Below are 16,173 nucleotides of genomic sequence, written 5' to 3'. Positions count from 1 at the left end.
GTATGAGCCGGCCCAATAACTTTCCAATCCCTTTTTAGGCTTCTCCGATATCAGTTTCGATATGGCATCATGGGAACTTCGGCGGAAGAATGTAAAAACATCGCTCGCCAAGACCTGGAGACCAAACGATGACGCGTAGCTATTCAAACTGGTTCGTGCGCGCGCGGCTGAAGACGCGCCAGTTGCTGCTGCTTGCGGCGATGGAGGAGGAGGGCAACGTGCGCCGCGCGGCCGACGTGCTCGGCATGACGCAGCCGGCCGCGTCGCGCCTGCTGAAGGAACTCGAAGACATGCTCGGCGTGAGCCTGTTCGACCGCACGCCGCACGGCATGCACGCGACGCTGTACGGCGAGGTGATGATCCGCCATGCGCGCATGGTGCTGTCGAACCTCAGTCAGGCGCACGACGAAATCTCGGCGCTGCGCTCGGGGCTCGCGGGTCAGGTGCGTATCGGCGTGATCGCCGCGGCGGCCGCGACGATGGTGCCGCGTGCGATCGCGAGCGTGAAGGAGCGCTGTCCACAGCTGCAGATCTGGGCCGAGGTCGAGACCTCCGACGTGATGTTGCCGCGGCTCGCCGAAGGCGACCTCGACATCATGATCGGCCGCGTGCTCGAACGGCAGAACCAGTTCAAAACCGACGTGCGCTACGAACCGCTGGCCGACGAACCGCTGTGCGTGGTCGCGCGTCCCGGTCATCCGCTCGAAAACGAAACGGGTTTGACGCTGCGCGGCATCGTCAACGCAAGCTGGGTGCTGCATCCGCCGGGCAGCGTGCTGCGCCATCGCTTCGATCTGATGTTTTCCCAGATCGGCCTGAACCCGCCGCAGAACGTCGTCAATACGAACAACTTCCTCGCGATTTCGAGCCTGCTGCTGCAAAGCGACATGTTGGCGGTGTTGCCGGACGAAGTGGCGCGTCAGTACCAACAGTACGGCGTGCTGAAACGCGTACCCATCGATTTACCGTGCAGGATGGATACATTCGGTATCATCACGCGCCAGTCACATCTGTTATCCCCGGCCGCCGCCGTCGTGCTCGAGGCGTTGCGGGACGCGGCTCGCGACGTGTACAGCACGGCTACGGAACCCGCCGTGGCCCGGTAAATGCTTCCTTCCTGTCGTAGGCACCGGCTGACGGCGCGGGAGGAAGATGCGATGTATAGCAAACACAAGAAACGGCAACGCGCCGTCGACGATTCATTTTCGCTGCGCTCCGGTGGAGCGAGCGCCTGGTTCAGCAACGGCATGGCTCTCAAATCGACGATATACAAGGCGGAACTGCAGATCGCGGACATGGACCGGCACTATTACGCCGACCATTCGCTGACGATCGCCCGTCACCCCTCCGAAACCGACGAACGCATGATGGTCCGCGTCGCCGCATTCGCGCTGTTCGCGCATGAACGGCTGGAGTTTTGCAAAGGTTTGTCGGATGTCGACGAACCGGACCTGTGGGCCAAGGACCTGACCGGCGCGATCGATACGTGGATCGAGGTCGGACAGCCGGACGAGCGACGCATCGCGAAGGCGAGCGGACGCGCGAATCGCGTGATCGTGATCGCGTATGGCGGGCGTACCTCGGAGATCTGGTGGCAGGGCGTGCGAAACAAGGTCGAACGCCTGCGCAACGTGACGGTGTGGACGCTCGGCGAAGACGTCGCGGCATCGCTCGGCTCGCTCGCCGAACGCACGATGCGGCTGCAATGCACGGTGCAGGACGGCGAAGCATGGCTCGGCAGCGCCGAAGCCGATGCGGTGAAGATCGACTGGACCGTACTGAAAGCGCCCGCCGACGCGTGATCGCTCAATTCCGAACCGGGCTGCGTTGCTTCGTCGTCGACTTCAGAGCGACGTGACCCGCGCCGCTTCCGGCGGCCCCTTCAGTTCGACCATGTTGCCCTCCGGGTCGAACAGATACAGCGACGGCCCGAAACCGTCCGCGCCATAACGCAATCCCTGTTCGCCGAGCCGCGCGCCATGCGCGCTCAAATGCGCCTTCAGCGCGTCGACGTCGAACGACTCGACGCGTAGACACAGGTGATCCATGTTGCGTCCCGTGCCCGCCGCGCCGTTTTCCGCGCGATCGAGCTTCGCGCCGACCTGCAGCAGATCGATCAGCGATCGGCCCGCGCGCAGTTGCGTGAGGCCGAGTTCGCGCTGCTCCTTTTCAACGCTGCAACCGAGCACGTCGCAGTAAAAGCGCGCGAGGGTTTCGACGTGCCTGGCCCGAATCACGACGTGGTCGATCTCGCGAATGTGGATTTTCATGTGGAACGCCCTTTGGCTATCAGAGAACCGATTAGCGAAGTGTAGGAGAAAGGGCGGCGGGCGGATCGGCGGGAAGTCGCCGGCGACGCGGACAAGTGCGGACAAAAAACGCGGACAAAAAAAAGCCCGCTCAAGTGGAGCGGGCTGAATCCATATCAGGAGGAGACATGGAGGAGACAGGTACTAATATACACATCGAGTTGGTGCGACGCAATAACTTTTTAGGGGAAAACCCGATATCGGGCGAAATTGTCGCGTCTTTGACGCGAAACGCCCGTCCGCAGCGCGTTCGGGAGCCGCTTCAGACCGTGATTCACCGGTTTATGACCCCACTTGGGGCAAGACCCAAGCGCGGCCGAATGACAGAGCAAGAACCGGCGCGTACTGTATAGCGATCGGGCCTAGATTGATGAGCATCGACATTTGCCTGCCCATCGGGCCCGAGGACATCATGAACGCCATCACTCACCACTCCGCCACCGTGCGTGCCGCCGCCGACATCGACACCTCCCGGTGGCGCACCGACGACGAACGCTGGGACGCCGTCACCCACCGCGACCGCGACGCCGACGGCGCATTCTTCTACGCGGTCAGGACGACCGGCGTGTTCTGCCGGCCGTCGTGCGCGTCGCGTCAGCCGCGCCGCGAAAACGTCGCTTTTTTCACCGATGCCGCCGCTGCCCGCGCCGCGGGCTATCGCGATTGCAAGCGCTGCCAGCCCGGCGGCCTGCCGCGCGAGCTCGACATCGTCGCCAGGGCGTGCGCCGCGCTCGACGCCGATCCGCAGCAGCGTCTCACGCTCGCGCAACTAAGCGATGCCGTGCACGTGAGCCCGTTCCATTTGCAACGTCTGTTCAAGCGCGTGGTCGGCGTGTCGCCGCGTCAGTACCAGGCCGCGCAGCGCGGCGCCGCGTTGCGTGACGCGCTGCAGGGCGGCGCCGACGTCACGCGCGCGACGCTCGACGCCGGTTTCGGCTCGCCGTCGCGAATGTACGACAGCGCGCCGGCCGAGCTCGGCATGGCGCCGTCCGCCTATCGTCGCAAGGGTGCCGGGCTCACGGTGCGCTATGCGAGTGCGCCGACCTCGCTCGGCTTCGTGCTGGTCGCCGCAACCGACAAGGGCATCTGCAAGATCGGTTTCGGCGATGACACCGCGCTGCTGATCGACGAGTTACGCGGCGAGTTCGCGAATGCCGAACTGCGCGAAGACGCCGGACGGCTTGAGCCCTTCATCGCGCAGATCGACGCGTATCTGAACGGCACACGCCAACGCTTCGACCTACCGCTCGACATCGCGTCGACCGCGTTCAAGCAGCGCGTGTGGGATGCGCTGCGACGCATTCCGTACGGCGAGACGCGCAGCTATTCCCAGATCGCCGAGGCGGTCGGCTCGCCGCGCGCGGTCAGGGCCGTCGCGAGCGCGTGCGCGACCAACCCGGTCGCGCTCGCGATCCCATGTCATCGCGTCGTGCAGAAAGGCGGGGCGCTCGCCGGCTATCGCTGGGGGCTGCCGCGCAAGGCCGCGTTGCTCGACAATGAGGCACAGCACGCAGACGGCGCTTCAGACGGCGACGCGCCGCGCCGCAACGCAAGCCGCACCGATGCCGACTCCCACGACTCCCAACTGGATCACGCCGCTTGAGCACGCTTAACGACGTCGCAACGCTCGAATTACCGTTCAAGGCACCGTTCGACTGGCCGCGGCTGCTGCGCTTTTTCAGCGGCCGCGCGACGCCTGGCGTCGAGGCCGTCGAGGACGGCGCGTATCGTCGCGCGATCGACTGGAACGGCGACAGCGGCACGCTCAGCGTGCGGTTGCATCCGCGCAAGCGCTGCATCGTCGCGAGCATCGAAGGGCCCGCGAGCCGTCACGCCGATGCGCTCGCCGCGCCAGTCGCGAGGATGTTCGATCTGCGGGCCGATCCAAAGAAGATCGCCGCCGGGCTCGCCGCGGACCCCTGGCTCGCGCCGCTCGTCGCCGCGGTGCCCGGTCTGCGCGTGCCGGGCGCATGGTCCGGTTTCGAGCTGGTGGTGCGCGCGATCGTCGGCCAACAGGTCAGCGTGAAGGCCGCGACGACGATCATCGGACGGCTCGTGCAACGCGCGGGCGAACGCATCGACGGGCATCCGCATGAAAACACCGCATGGCGTTTTCCGACGCCGGCCGCGCTCGCCGAGGTCGATCTCGCGCGGATCGGCATGCCGGGCAAACGCGTCGCCGCGTTGCAGGGCTTCGCGCGCGCGGTCGCGAGCGGCGACGTGCCGCTCGACAGCAGCGATACCGTCGACGCCGCGAGCCTGCGCGCCGAGTTGCTCGCGCTCGCGGGCATCGGCCCATGGACCGTCGAATACGTCGCGATGCGCGCATGGCGCGATGCCGATGCATGGCCCGCGTCGGACCTCGTGCTGATGCAATCGATCTGCGCGCGCGATCCTTCGCTCGTACGGCCCGCGCAGCAGCGCAGCCGCACGGACGCGTGGCGGCCGTATCGCGCGTATGCCGCGATGCATCTGTGGAACGAGGTGGCGGATCGGGCGGGCGCGGCGCGCGGGGGCTAAGCGTCGTCGTGACGTAGCGATAGGGAATCGCGTAGTTCGGCGCGACGCCCGTAGCTGGGCGCCAAACCCTCCCGAAGCGGCCGCAAGCAGCCGTTCTGGCGAGGTGTTAAAGTGCCCGCTACCGAAAATTCCGCCGAACGTTGTCGGCCGCTGTAGCGTCTGCGAATCATCTGGCGATACACGGCGACCGGCAACGCGCGACTTGCATCAATGCCAAACACGACACCCTCCTGCACGACCGACGCGTTTTCGCACCGCCTGTCCGTGCTCGACTCGAGCCCGCAGCGCGACGCACTGATACGCGGCCTGCGCGGCATCGAAAAGGAAAGCCTGCGCGTGACGCGCGACGGCCAGCTCGCGACGACGCCGCATCCGCGCGCGCTCGGCTCGGCGCTCACGCATCCGTCGCTGACGACCGACTACTCCGAGGCGCTGCTCGAACTGATTACGCCGGCCGAGCAGGACGCCGCCGAAACCCTCGCGCAGCTCGACGTGCTGCATCGCTTCGTCTACGCTCAACTCGGTGACGAGATCCTGTGGAACAACTCGATGCCGGGCCTGTTGCCTGCCACCGACGAGGGCATTCCGATCGCGCACTACGGCACGTCGAACATCGGCAAGCTGAAGTACGTGTACCGGATCGGCCTCGCGCTGCGCTACGGCCGCACGATGCAGTGCATCGCGGGCGTCCACTACAACTATTCGCTGAGCGAAGAAGTGTGGCGACTGCTGCACGCTGATCAGCAATCCACCGCGAACGCCGTCGACTTCCAGTCCGCCCGCTACCTCGCGCTGATCCGCAATTTCCGCCGCACCAACTGGCTGCTGATGTATCTGTTCGGCGCGTCGCCGGCGCTCGATCGTCGATTCCTCCGCGATCGCAAGCACTCGCTCGATACGTTCGACGCCGACACGCTGTATCGCCCGTACGCGACGAGCCTGCGCATGAGTGACCTCGGCTATTCGAACACGACCGCGCAAGCCGGGCTGCACGCCGACTACGACACGCTGCCCGGCTATCTCGACGCGCTCACGAAAGCCGTGAGCCAGCCGTATCCGGCCTACGAGCAGATCGGCACGCAACGCGACGGCGAGTGGGTACAGATCAACACCAACGTGCTGCAGATCGAAAACGAGTTCTATTCGACGATTCGTCCGAAGCGCGTCACCTATCCGGGCGAGCGGCCGCTGCATGCGCTCGCCGCGCGCGGCGTGCAATACGTCGAAGTGCGTTGCATGGACATCGATCCGTTCGAGCCGACGGGCATTTCGCTCGAAACATCGCGCTTTCTCGACGCGTACCTGCTCGTGTGCGCGCTCGACGACAGCGCGCCGTTGCCCCCGCTCGCGTACACCGAAGCGAACCAGAACTTCGGCCGCGTGACGATGGAAGGCCGCAAGCCAGGCCTCGAACTGGTTCGCGACGGCAAACCGGTCGCAATGATCGACTGGGCCAACGAATTACTCGTGAAAATCGACGCCGCGGCCGCCATGCTCGACAACCTGAAGGGCGGCGACGAACACGCGCGCGCGGTCACCGCGCAACGCGCGAAGCTCGCGGATGTGTCGCTGACGCCGTCGGCGCGCGTGCTGCAAACGATGCGCGACCAGCAGCAGAGCTTTCTCGCGTTTGGCCTCGCGCAAAGCGAAGCGCACGCAGCGTACTTCCGTGCGCGTCCGCTCGATGCCGCGCAGTCCAAGGCGTTTGCGGACCTCGCGATGCAATCGCTCGACGAACAGACGAAGCTCGAACGTGAAGAAGTTGGTTCGTTCGACGCGTTCGTCGCTGCGTATCGGGCCTATACCCTTAATCGCTACAGCGTGTGAGCGTTTGGGTCACAGCATCTCGAGAAGCAACCAGGCGGCCCGCGTGCCGCCTTTTTCTTGGCCACGCGTACGCGCAAGTAAGCTCTACGGATTGCGCGCTTCAGGCGCGTGCGGAATCGGCAAATTATCCGCGCGTTGTCGCGATTCTCCGATCTGGATGAAACACCGCCCCGGTGGGCTGGTCCAAAAAGTTATGACACGCTCCACACGGGAGGTATCGACGTGAAGAACAAGGCTCTGGTGGCCGCGCTGTGTCTCGCGGCGACGGCGGCATGCTCGACCCAAGGTCAGGTCGATCCGGACGTCATGCAAATTGCGACCACACCGTTGACGTGTTCGAGCAAGGCGGAATGCGACCTCTGGTGGCAACGGGCGCAAACGTGGGTCGCCAGTCATTCGAAGTACAACATCGAAACGGCTAACGACTCGCTGATCCAGACCGCCGGCCCCGACGGCGGCAAGCGCGCCCTCGCGTTTCAGATCACGCGTGCCGCGGGTCCCGATCGCACCGTTACGATCGGCTTTTCCGCGCATTGCGACAGTGCGCTTGGCTGCAAGCCGAATCCGTGGCAAGCGGGTGCGGATTTCAAGCAGTATGTGAGAGGCACCACCGGCGCAGCCGCCGGAGCGCCGCAAGACAGCGCGACGCCGTCGCAGAACGCGCCCGATGCGACGCATCCGGAGACGATGCCCGGAAAGACGACTACGCTGCCGAACGGCGAGGCGATGTCGAAATAGCTGAAGCAGTGGCGGCAGCGGCGCTGCCCTTGCCGCTGCTGCGCACGTGCTTCAGTGTCCTAACGACGGTCCGGTACCCTTGCGCGGCTTCGTGATCCAGACCAGCATGGCCAGCACGACAAACGCCGCGCACGAGATGCGGAAGAAGTCGTTGGTGGCCATCATGTACGCCTGGCTCGTCACCACCTGGTTCAGCTGCGCGGTCAGGCTGTCGCCGGACAGCCCGGCGCCCGCGAGCGCATTCGTATAGGCATTAGTGTTCGCCGAATACGTGTTGACCGTATCGGCGAGCATCGCGTGGTGATAGATCGTGTCGTTTTCCCAGAACGTCGTGCTGATCGCGGTGCCGATCGCGCCCGACAACGTGCGGAAAAAGTTCGACAGACCCGACGCGCTCGCAAGACGCTCGTCGGACACGCTGGACAGCGTGATCGTCGTCATCGGCACGAAGAAGCACGCGACGCCGATGCCCTGCACGAGCCGCGGCAGGATCACGTGGCCGAACGGCACGTCGAGCGTGAACGTCGAGTTCCAGAACGATACGATCGCGAACACGATGAACGCGAAACTCGCGACCATGCGCAGATTCAGCCGATGCATGTTCGTGCCGATCATCGGCGACAGAAACAGCGCGAGCAGCCCGACCGGCGCCGTGGCGAGACCCGCGAGGCCGGCCGTGTAGCCCATCACCGTTTGCAGCCACAGCGGGAAGATCACCACAGAGCCGAAGAACGCCATGAAGCCGAACGAGACGATCACGACGCCGAGCGCGAAGTTGCGATCCTTGAACAGCGACAGGTCGACGATCGGCTCCTTCTCGGTCAACTCCCACACGAGCAGGAACGCGATCGACACTAGCGCGATCACCGCGAGCGTCACAATGAACGTCGAGTTGAACCAGTCGCGGTCCTTACCGAGGTCGAGCATCATCTGCAGACACGACACGCCGGTCACGAGCAGCACGAGGCCCACCGCGTCGATACGCTGGCGCGTCGTCTGCGTCTCCCGGCCGCGCAGCAGCAGATACGCGCAGAAAGCCGAGAACAGGCCGATCGGCACGTTAATGTAGAAGATCCACGGCCACGTGAAGTTATCGGTGATATAGCCGCCCATCACCGGCCCGAAGATCGGCGCGCAGATCACGGTCATCGCCCATAAGCCGAGCGCGAGACCACGTTTCGCGGGCGGGTAGGAGCGCATCAGGATTGTCTGCGACAGCGGCACCATCGGCCCGGACACAAGCCCCTGCGCGAGCCGGAAGCCGATCAGCGATTCGAAGTTGTGCGCGAAACCACAGGCCGCCGACGCAATCGTGAACAGCAGCACCGACAGCGTGAAGAGTCGCACCTCGCCGACGCGTCGCGCGAGCCAGCCAGTCAGCGGCACGGCGATCGCCGAGGCGACGGAGTACGACGAGATCACCCAGGTGCCTTGGCTTGCCGCGACGCCGAGGCTGCCCGAAATGGTCGGAACCGCGACGTTCGCAATCGAGGTGTCGAGCACCTCCATAAAGGTGCCGAGCGCAAGGCCGACGGTCAGCAGTGCGAGCGTGCCGCCCCTGAGCGGGGCGAGTTCGGCTGCGGGCAGCGCAGCGGTGGAGGCCGTGGCATCCATAGTGTTCTCCTTAGGCGGCAAAAGCTTGTCGCGACAGCTTTATCGGGCGTTTGGGACACGATGCTTGCATGCCGGATCACCCTCTGCCCAGACAGATATCTTATGACAATGGCGCCTTGGAAAAGCGCCTCGTGATTGTCCTGCTAGTACTTCGTGATAAAGCGCCGCCGCCATCCGACGACGACCGCGCTTCGGCCGATGCTTCGACTCATCCCCGCGGCTCGTCCGGCGGTGGCGCCGGTCCGCAATTCACGTCGGTTTCACCCTCGGGACCGTTCGCGATGAAGCGCGCGAGCAGGTGAATCAGCGTCGCGTGTTCCTCGGCGGTAAAGCCGCGCAACTGGTCGTTCAGCACCGTCGCGCCGAGGTTCGGCAATTGGCGCGCGGCCTCCTGGCCCTGCGGTGTCAACTCCAGCTTCACCATGCGCCGGTCGTCGCTGCTGCGCGTGCGCACGACGAAGCCCTTCTTTTCCAGTCGATCGAGCAGACGCGTCATCGAGCCGCTGTCGTACGACATCGCGCGCGACAGCTCGAATGGCGTGCTAGCGCGCCGCGACGACAGCATCAGAATCACGCCGATTTGCTGCGCCGTGAGCCCAAGCGGCTTGACCGCTCGGTCCGTGCGCTCGACCAACACGTTGCGCGCCTTCGTCAGGTAGTAGCCGAGACTGCTTGTCAGCTCGACCTCGTCCGCTTTGTAGGGGCCATCAGTCATGGGGTATCCGCAACATCCGCAAGCAAGACGAAGTTTAGCTGCCTAAGCAGACAAGTCAAATCACATTTTGCGGTGCGCAATCAGCCATCAATAAAACAACAGTCGAGCGATTTGCGCCGCACAGTATCTTGAAATTTGATTGCATAGTCAATATTATGATAAGCAATCAGTTTCGCGCATTCTGCGCCATTCGAGACCATGTTCTGACCTGTCGACCGCACATCGCCTGCTCGCGACGCGCGCCAAAGGATTTCCCCGATGCAGTACCTCAAAGACACGCTTGGCGGCCTCAGCCGCTCACTGACCGATTCCGCACTGCATAACTTCCAGGGCCGGCACCGCTGGTGGAAGCTCGCGCTGTTCGCGGGACTCTTCGTGCTGCCGGGTGGATCGCTGGGCGTCGCACTGCTCGCGTGGGCCGAGCATCGACGGGGGACGAAGCGAGCGATGAAGGGCAGCGCCGCGCACGCGGATGCCAGTCAGAGTGTGCTGCCAAAGGAAAGCTTCGCGATAGAGGCGGGAAACGTGGTCGCCGTTGCGGCCAACAGCGGCACCGCTTGTCTTTCGACCGGCGGTGCGTCGTGCCGAGCCTCGGCTGGCAAACCCGCGTGCAAACGTCAGCATCAACGCCAGCAGACCCAACCCACGGAACCGCGGCTTTGACGGCACACCAGTTCGCCACGCGCGTTCGAGGCACCCGTTTCGTTTCCTCTCGCCACCCGGATCGCCGCCAACCCGTAGCCCGTCGCGCCTGCCGGTAACAACGCGTAACCATCGCGTCACGGCAAGTAACACACCTGCGCACCGCCTCGCATTAACCTTTCAGCTTTCAGTTTCCCGCGCTCGCGCGGGCTCATACGCTAACATTCCGGCAGACTACGATCTCGCCCGGCCGGTGCCGCCGCTGCCGCCCGCACCGCGGCGTCCAGAAGGAATTCATTGCATGCAGTCTGATCGAATCGCGCGCGCGCGGGCGCTTGCGCCGCGCGCCCTGACCCTCGCCGTCAGCGCGGCCTGCGCGACACTCGTCGCCGCCTGCGCGGTCGGCCCGAACTATCAGCGGCCGGCCACCGAGATCCCCGCCTCCTTCAAGGAAGCCGCGCCCGGCTGGAAGGTCGCCGAACCCGCCGATCAACATGACCGCGGCGACTGGTGGGCGATCTACGAAGACCCCAAGCTCAACGAACTCGAAGATAAGCTCAACGCCGCGAACCAGACCATCGCGCAATTCGCCGCGAGCTACCGGCAGGCGCGTGCGCTCGTCGGCGAAGCGCGGGCCGCGTACTTTCCGACGATCGGCGCGTCGGCGGGCGCGACGCGCTCGGGTAACGGCAATCAATCCAGCGGCAATGCGACGACGGCGACGAGCCGCGAAGGCATCAGCAACAGCTTCAACGTCCAGATGCAGGCGAGCTGGGAGCCGGACTTGTGGGGCTCGGTCACGCGCTCGGTCAACGCGCAGAAAGCCGGCCAGCAGGGCGCGGCCGCCGAGCTCGCGAACGCGCGCCTGTCCGCCCAGGCCACGCTCGCGCAGACGTACTTCCTGCTGCGTGCGCTGGACTCTACGCAGAAGCTGCTCGACGACACCGTCATCGCCTATCAGCGCTCACTGCAGCTCACTCAGAATCAGTATGCGGCCGGTGTCGCCGCGCGCTCGGACGTGATCCAGGCGCAAACGCAGCTGCAATCGGCCCAGGCCGCCGCGATCGACAACGGCATCCAGCGCGCGCAGGACGAGCACGCGATCGCGGTGCTGGTCGGCGTGCCCGCGTCGATGTTCTCTCTGCCGCCGATGCCGCTCACCGCGACGCCGCCCGCCGTGCCCGCGCAGATGCCGTCCGCGCTGCTCGAACGCAGGCCGGATATCGCGTCAGCGGAACGCAAGGCCGCCGCAGCGAACGAGCAGATCGGCGTGGCGATCGCCGCGTTCTTCCCGTCGCTGACGCTGTCGGCGACCGGGGGCTTCGAGAACTCGGTGTTCTCGCAGCTGTTGACCTTGCCGTCGCGCTTCTGGACGCTCGGCCCGCAACTGGCCGGGACGATCTTCGACGCCGGCCTGCGCAAGGCGCAAACCGACGCCGCGCGCGCCACGTATGACGCCGATGTCGCGACCTATCGGCAGACGGTGCTCGCCGCGTTCCAGGACGTCGAGGACAACCTCGCGTCGCTTCGCATCCTCGAGCAGGAAATCGTCGTGCAGCGCCAGGCGGTCGACTCGGCGCGCCAGGCGCTCGCCATCGTGACGAACGAGTACAAGGCGGGTACGGTCGGCTTCGTCAATGTGCTGACCGCGCAGACCACCGCCTTCACGGCCGAGCAGAAGCTCGAGAGTATCGGCGGGCAGCGGATGGTGTCGTCGGTGGGTCTCGTGAAGGCGCTCGGCGGCGGCTGGGACGTGACGCAGATGAATCGGGAGACCGGCGATGTCGCGGCGCCCCCGCCATTGCCGGCATCGGCTGCGGCGGCTGCCTCGCTCGGCGCAACGTCCATCGCACAAAGCACTGCGCGAGGCGCGGAAGCACCGCCGGCGCGGGTGCAGAGCAAATAACGGCCGCCGTGCTCGCCGCGAGGCGCGAAGCGCGCCTCAGTGCACGAACGTCAGCGCCACCGTATCCGGGCCGCTCGGCCGGCCAAGCAGATTCAGCAGGCCGGCGAGGTTATCGTGCTGCTCTGACGCGGCGCTCGCCGTGCCACGAAACGACGTCGATGCGGCCGACACCGTGCCGCTGCCGCTCAGCGTCAACGGTCCCTTGACCGTGCTCAGATCGAGCGCCGACGAGGTCCCCTGCGCCTGAAGCCTGACCCGATACGACCCGAGCGGCTTCACGAGCGACACACGCGAGCTGACGTCGTCGAGCATCATGGTCAGTTGTCCGAACGCCTCACCGTTGAAGCTGCGCCAGTCGGACCACGACAGCTGCACGTTGCCCTGCAGATCGAGCGTGTTGAATGGCGCGCCAAGCCCCGCGAGCAGCGACGCCGGCACCGCGAGCACGCCCGGCGTGACGGTGACGCCGCGCGGCGTCGCATCGATCGTAATCGGGTCCGGCATCGCCTCGCTTTGGCGCATGAGCATCCGCACGCGTCCAGTGAAAAGCGGCCAGAACGCCGTGCGCCATTCGATCCGCCCAGGGAGCAGCGTCGCCGCGCTCATATCGGAGCCGGCTGCCAGCATCAGCGTCGCCGAGCCGTGCCACAGCGAGCCTTCCGCGTCGACGAGATTGACGTGCCCATGCGTTTGCCGAGCGAACTGCGGCGTAACCCAGGCGGCCGGCAGCAACGCGAGCGTCACGGCCGCGACCGACAAAATGGCGACCACCAGCCACGGCAGCGCCCCACGCAGGCGCCACATCCAGTAATTCATGCGAGATCCTGTAGCGAGCGGCGCGTCGTTATTTCGCGCTCGACGGTTGCAGCGCGACCGTCAGGTCTACCTGGCCGTCGGCTTTCAGCGCGGTGATGTGTGCCTCGGAGACCTGCACCTTGAACTGCTTGCGCACATCATCGACCCACACGGTCCAGGCCGGAAACGCCACGTTTTTCATCTGCACCTGCACCGCGTTGCCGACGAACTGCACCTGCGTCGCGGCCAGGCCATGTTCGCCCAGCGATGCGCTCAGCGCGTCCTTCAGCGCCGCGCCGGTCGGCGCGACGCCTTGCGCGGCCGCCGACAGCGAGTGCGCCTCATTCGCCTGCGCGGTCATCTGCGCGAATTGCCGCTGCAGGCTGGGCAGCGATTCCCGCAGATGCGCGCGGCCTTCCTGCGCGGGCGCCCACAGCACCGACCACGCAATCACCACGGCGAGCGCGGCGCCGCCCCACGTCAGCAGCGCCTTTTCGCGATCCGTGCGCTGGTCCCAGAAGCCAGCCCATGTTTGAGCGAGTTCAGCTTTCATTGTCCGTTCCTGATGGTCCACTTGCCGGTACTACTGTCGATCGCGCCGGTAAGGCCGTTGCGCGCGAGGCGCTTCGCGAAGTCGGGGTCGACCTTGATCGCGGGTTTGAAGGTCACGTCGAGGCGGTGGTCGTGATAGTCGAGTGCGGCGATCCCGTTGACCGGCAGCGGCGACAGCGAGCGCGCCAGGCCGTCGGCGAGCGACAGAAAATCCTCCGGCGACAGCTCGCCCGCCGCGACCCGCAGCTGTTGCACCTGACGCGCCATCTGATCGGGCGCGTCGAGCACGACGGTGGTCTTCGGGAAGGTATTGAGAAAGAGTTCTGTCATCTGCGTATTGATCGCGTCGCGCTGACGCGCGAGCATCAGCCACTGCACGTTCGCGCCGATGATCGCGACGACGAGCGCGGCGAGCGCGAGCACGATCGGCAGGCGCAGACGCCGCAGCGTCGCGCGATCGAGGCGCCACGGCTGCGACGCGAATTCGAACTGGCACAGGTCGAAGCGGCATTCGAGCGCGCGCCGCGCGAGCTGCTCGAACGGCAGCGGACTCGCGCCGTGGATATGCGCGGCGAGCCGCGCGGGGTTCGTTGTGGCGTGGCCAGGCTCGTTGCCCGGCACCTCGGTCAGCATGTACAGCGACACCGGCGCCGCACCCGCTAGCGCGGCGAGCGTCGCGTTCACCGCATTGGCCGGCGCCGCGAAGCCTTCGCCCTGCGCGCCGCGCGCAATGGCCAGTTCCACGCGCGGCACGCCGCTGTCGATCGCGCCTTCGACGAGCAGTGCGGGCGCGGTCTGCACGACGGCACCGAGCACGGCGGCCACCATCGGCACGATAGTCGGCGCTTCGGCGGCGATCACCGGCGCCACGCCCGGCAGCGACGTCGCGACGCTCGCGGAGCCGGCCATCACCGGCTCGCGCACTTCGGCTGTTTGATCGACGCTCGCGGCAACGTCCGCCACCGGCGTCTGCGGCAGGCAACGCGTGACCGGCACTGCGCACAGGCTGCGATGACCCGCCGCCGTGAACGCCTCGTAGATGAAACGGAACCAGCCGCGATCGACGATCGCGAGCAAGTGCCGGCCTTCGCCAAGCCCCTGCGGATCGACCGCGATATGGCATGTCTGCGGATCCTGGATCAGTTGATCCTCGACGATATTGGGCAGCGCCTGGCGCAGCTTTGGGCCACGCAGCGGCGGCAGCGTCGCGGGCATCAGCAGCAGGTCGCGCGCGGCGAGCATCAGCACCGTCGTGCCGGCGCGCGGCAGCAGCGCGAGCGCCGAGCGGCCGGCGCGCTGCGTGCGCCCCGTCTTGTCGAGCAGCACGAACGGCAGCTCGGGCAGTTGCCATTCCTGCGAGGGCACCGCCGGATCACGCGGCGGCAATAGGACGATCAGCGTGCTCAAAGGCCACTCTCTCTATGGATTGCGTTGTTCACAGTTGGTCTTGTACCCGCACGATACGCGTGGTGTGAGTCAGCGGATCGCGATAAACGAGCGTCGTGCGATCCACTTCGGCGCGCTCGTGCTGCACGCTGCCGTGGACTAAAAAGTAGCTCGAGTTGACGTCGAACTGGTTCGGATCGATCGACACCGATTGCACACCGGCCGCGGTCAGCGCGAGTTGCACGTCGCCGACGTTGCGGAAAAACACGGTCTGCCGCCGCGCGACCAACGCCTGCGCTTGCGACACGGTCATGCCCGGCACCACCGCCGCGATCACTTCGGCCGACGCGGTGTTCATGTTGATCGCGGTGGTCGTAGGCAGCACGGTGACGAACGGCCGCAGCTTGGCGACCATCTCCGGCGTGTAGCCCGGAATGTCGAGCAACGAATCGACGCTCGTCATCAGCAGCGGCGCGACCGCCACGTTGTCGTCGCCGTCCTCGATGCCGGGCCGGTTCGTGAAATTACCGCCCGTCATACCGCCGCCGCCACCCACCTGCGGCGTGCTGCTGATCGACGTGCCGGTCTGAAAGCGCGTCGCCGATTGCGACAGCCCCGCGCGCATGTGCAGCGCGGTCACTTTGGCGAGCTGCCCGCTCAGGCCGAGCGACACCAGCAGGCGCTGGTACGCGGCCATCTGCTCGGCGCTTATTTGCGTCACGCCGGGCGCCGGACTCGCGACCAGATTGCGCAGATTGAATCTGGACTGCGCGTCCTCGATCGAACCCGACAGGTACGTCGCCGCGCCTTGCTCAGCGCGCACTTCGCCGATCTGGCCGAGAAAATCCGACAGCCGCGTTTTCGCGATCGGCACGCCCCACAAGCCGCCCAGATACGTGATGCCCGCCGACGTATCGCCTTCGGAGCGCAGGATCAGCCGCGTCCAGTCGAGCGCCCCACGCGCGACCCATTGCGCCTGCGACAGCAACCGCTGATTCTCGATGCGCCGGATCTGGACCTGCTGGCGCCACAACATGCCGGACACGAGGATCGCCGACAGCGCGACGACGAGCAGCGCGCTGATGATGGCCGCGCCGCGTTCGCGCTCGCGTCCGCGTGCGCGCGAACCCGATGCGGACTTTTTCGGCAACGACGACGAGAACGTCATG

15 protein-coding genes are annotated in these 16,173 nt (G+C 65.9%); 8 read left to right on the top strand and 7 right to left on the bottom strand.

The window, feature by feature from the left end; translation table 11 throughout:
• The first annotated feature begins 128 nt into the window (after positions 1-128).
• Positions 129-1,106 (top strand): LysR family transcriptional regulator, encoded by a 978-nt coding sequence (locus OKW43_RS13485; protein WP_187632409.1) that lies wholly within the window; start codon positions 129-131, stop codon positions 1,104-1,106.
• 141 nt (positions 1,107-1,247) lie between these two features.
• On the top strand, positions 1,248-1,802 hold the full coding sequence (locus OKW43_RS13480) for a YaeQ family protein (RefSeq protein ID WP_187632648.1): 555 nt from the start codon (positions 1,248-1,250) through the stop codon (positions 1,800-1,802).
• Positions 1,803-1,844: 42 nt separating this feature from the next.
• On the opposite strand, the gene OKW43_RS13475 is transcribed toward OKW43_RS13480, so the two are convergent.
• Positions 1,845-2,270 (bottom strand): VOC family protein, encoded by a 426-nt coding sequence (locus OKW43_RS13475; RefSeq protein WP_187632410.1) that lies wholly within the window; start codon positions 2,268-2,270, stop codon positions 1,845-1,847.
• Between the two features lie 451 nt (positions 2,271-2,721).
• Here OKW43_RS13475 and ada point away from each other — a divergent pair, with 451 nt between their 5' ends.
• The 4 genes from ada (at position 2,722) to OKW43_RS13455 (ending at position 7,394) form a co-directional block, all read left to right on the top strand.
• Positions 2,722-3,912: a bifunctional DNA-binding transcriptional regulator/O6-methylguanine-DNA methyltransferase Ada gene (gene ada, locus OKW43_RS13470; RefSeq protein ID WP_187632411.1), complete on the top strand. Its 1,191-nt coding sequence runs from the start codon at positions 2,722-2,724 to the stop codon at positions 3,910-3,912.
• Complete coding sequence (locus tag OKW43_RS13465) at positions 3,909-4,829, top strand: DNA-3-methyladenine glycosylase family protein (RefSeq protein WP_187632412.1); 921 nt, start codon at positions 3,909-3,911, stop codon at positions 4,827-4,829. Before ada ends, OKW43_RS13465 begins: the two co-directional genes overlap by 4 nt.
• Before the next feature lie 210 nt (positions 4,830-5,039).
• The gene (gene gshA / locus OKW43_RS13460) at positions 5,040-6,656 is read left to right on the top strand and encodes a glutamate--cysteine ligase (protein WP_187632413.1); all 1,617 of its coding nucleotides are present in this window, start codon (positions 5,040-5,042) and stop codon (positions 6,654-6,656) included.
• A 222-nt stretch (positions 6,657-6,878) separates the two neighbouring features.
• Positions 6,879-7,394 (top strand): hypothetical protein, encoded by a 516-nt coding sequence (locus tag OKW43_RS13455; protein ID WP_187632414.1) that lies wholly within the window; start codon positions 6,879-6,881, stop codon positions 7,392-7,394.
• 51 nt (positions 7,395-7,445) lie between these two features.
• On the opposite strand, the gene OKW43_RS13450 is transcribed toward OKW43_RS13455, so the two are convergent.
• Positions 7,446-9,008, bottom strand: coding sequence for a DHA2 family efflux MFS transporter permease subunit (locus OKW43_RS13450; RefSeq protein ID WP_429447791.1), 1,563 nt, complete (start codon positions 9,006-9,008; stop codon positions 7,446-7,448).
• 208 nt (positions 9,009-9,216) lie between these two features.
• Positions 9,217-9,723 carry a MarR family winged helix-turn-helix transcriptional regulator gene (locus tag OKW43_RS13445; protein ID WP_187632416.1) on the bottom strand — a complete coding sequence of 169 codons (507 nt, stop codon included), beginning with the start codon at positions 9,721-9,723 and terminating at the stop codon, positions 9,217-9,219.
• A 258-nt stretch (positions 9,724-9,981) separates the two neighbouring features.
• On the opposite strand from OKW43_RS13445, the gene OKW43_RS13440 reads away from it, so the two are divergent.
• Entirely contained in the window at positions 9,982-10,386 is a 405-nt protein-coding gene (locus OKW43_RS13440; RefSeq protein ID WP_187632417.1) for a hypothetical protein, read from the top strand.
• Positions 10,387-10,666: 280 nt separating this feature from the next.
• The gene (locus tag OKW43_RS13435; protein ID WP_429447788.1) at positions 10,667-12,271 is read left to right on the top strand and encodes an efflux transporter outer membrane subunit; all 1,605 of its coding nucleotides are present in this window, start codon (positions 10,667-10,669) and stop codon (positions 12,269-12,271) included.
• Positions 12,272-12,307: 36 nt separating this feature from the next.
• Here the strand turns inward: OKW43_RS13435 and OKW43_RS13430 are convergent, their stop codons facing one another.
• Genes OKW43_RS13430 through gspK form a run of 4 tightly spaced genes read right to left on the bottom strand, consistent with a single transcriptional unit; the run spans position 12,308 to position 16,172 of the window.
• The gene (locus OKW43_RS13430; protein ID WP_187632419.1) at positions 12,308-13,087 is read right to left on the bottom strand and encodes a type II secretion system protein N; all 780 of its coding nucleotides are present in this window, start codon (positions 13,085-13,087) and stop codon (positions 12,308-12,310) included.
• A 28-nt stretch (positions 13,088-13,115) separates the two neighbouring features.
• Entirely contained in the window at positions 13,116-13,619 is a 504-nt protein-coding gene (locus OKW43_RS13425; protein ID WP_187632420.1) for a type II secretion system protein M, read from the bottom strand.
• Positions 13,616-15,025, bottom strand: a complete 1,410-nt coding sequence (gene gspL / locus OKW43_RS13420) for a type II secretion system protein GspL (protein ID WP_429447784.1) — start codon at positions 15,023-15,025, stop codon at positions 13,616-13,618. Before gspL ends, OKW43_RS13425 begins: the two co-directional genes overlap by 4 nt.
• 28 nt (positions 15,026-15,053) lie before the next feature.
• Positions 15,054-16,172: a type II secretion system minor pseudopilin GspK gene (gene gspK, locus OKW43_RS13415; RefSeq protein ID WP_187632422.1), complete on the bottom strand. Its 1,119-nt coding sequence runs from the start codon at positions 16,170-16,172 to the stop codon at positions 15,054-15,056.
• Between the last annotated feature and the right edge of the window lies 1 nt (position 16,173).

The organism is Paraburkholderia sp. WC7.3g, assembly GCF_050436345.1.
GTDB classification, from domain to species: domain Bacteria; phylum Pseudomonadota; class Gammaproteobacteria; order Burkholderiales; family Burkholderiaceae; genus Paraburkholderia; species Paraburkholderia podalyriae.
The sequence above is the reverse complement of the archived record's forward strand: the minus strand, read 5'-3'. Positions and strand labels throughout refer to the sequence as shown.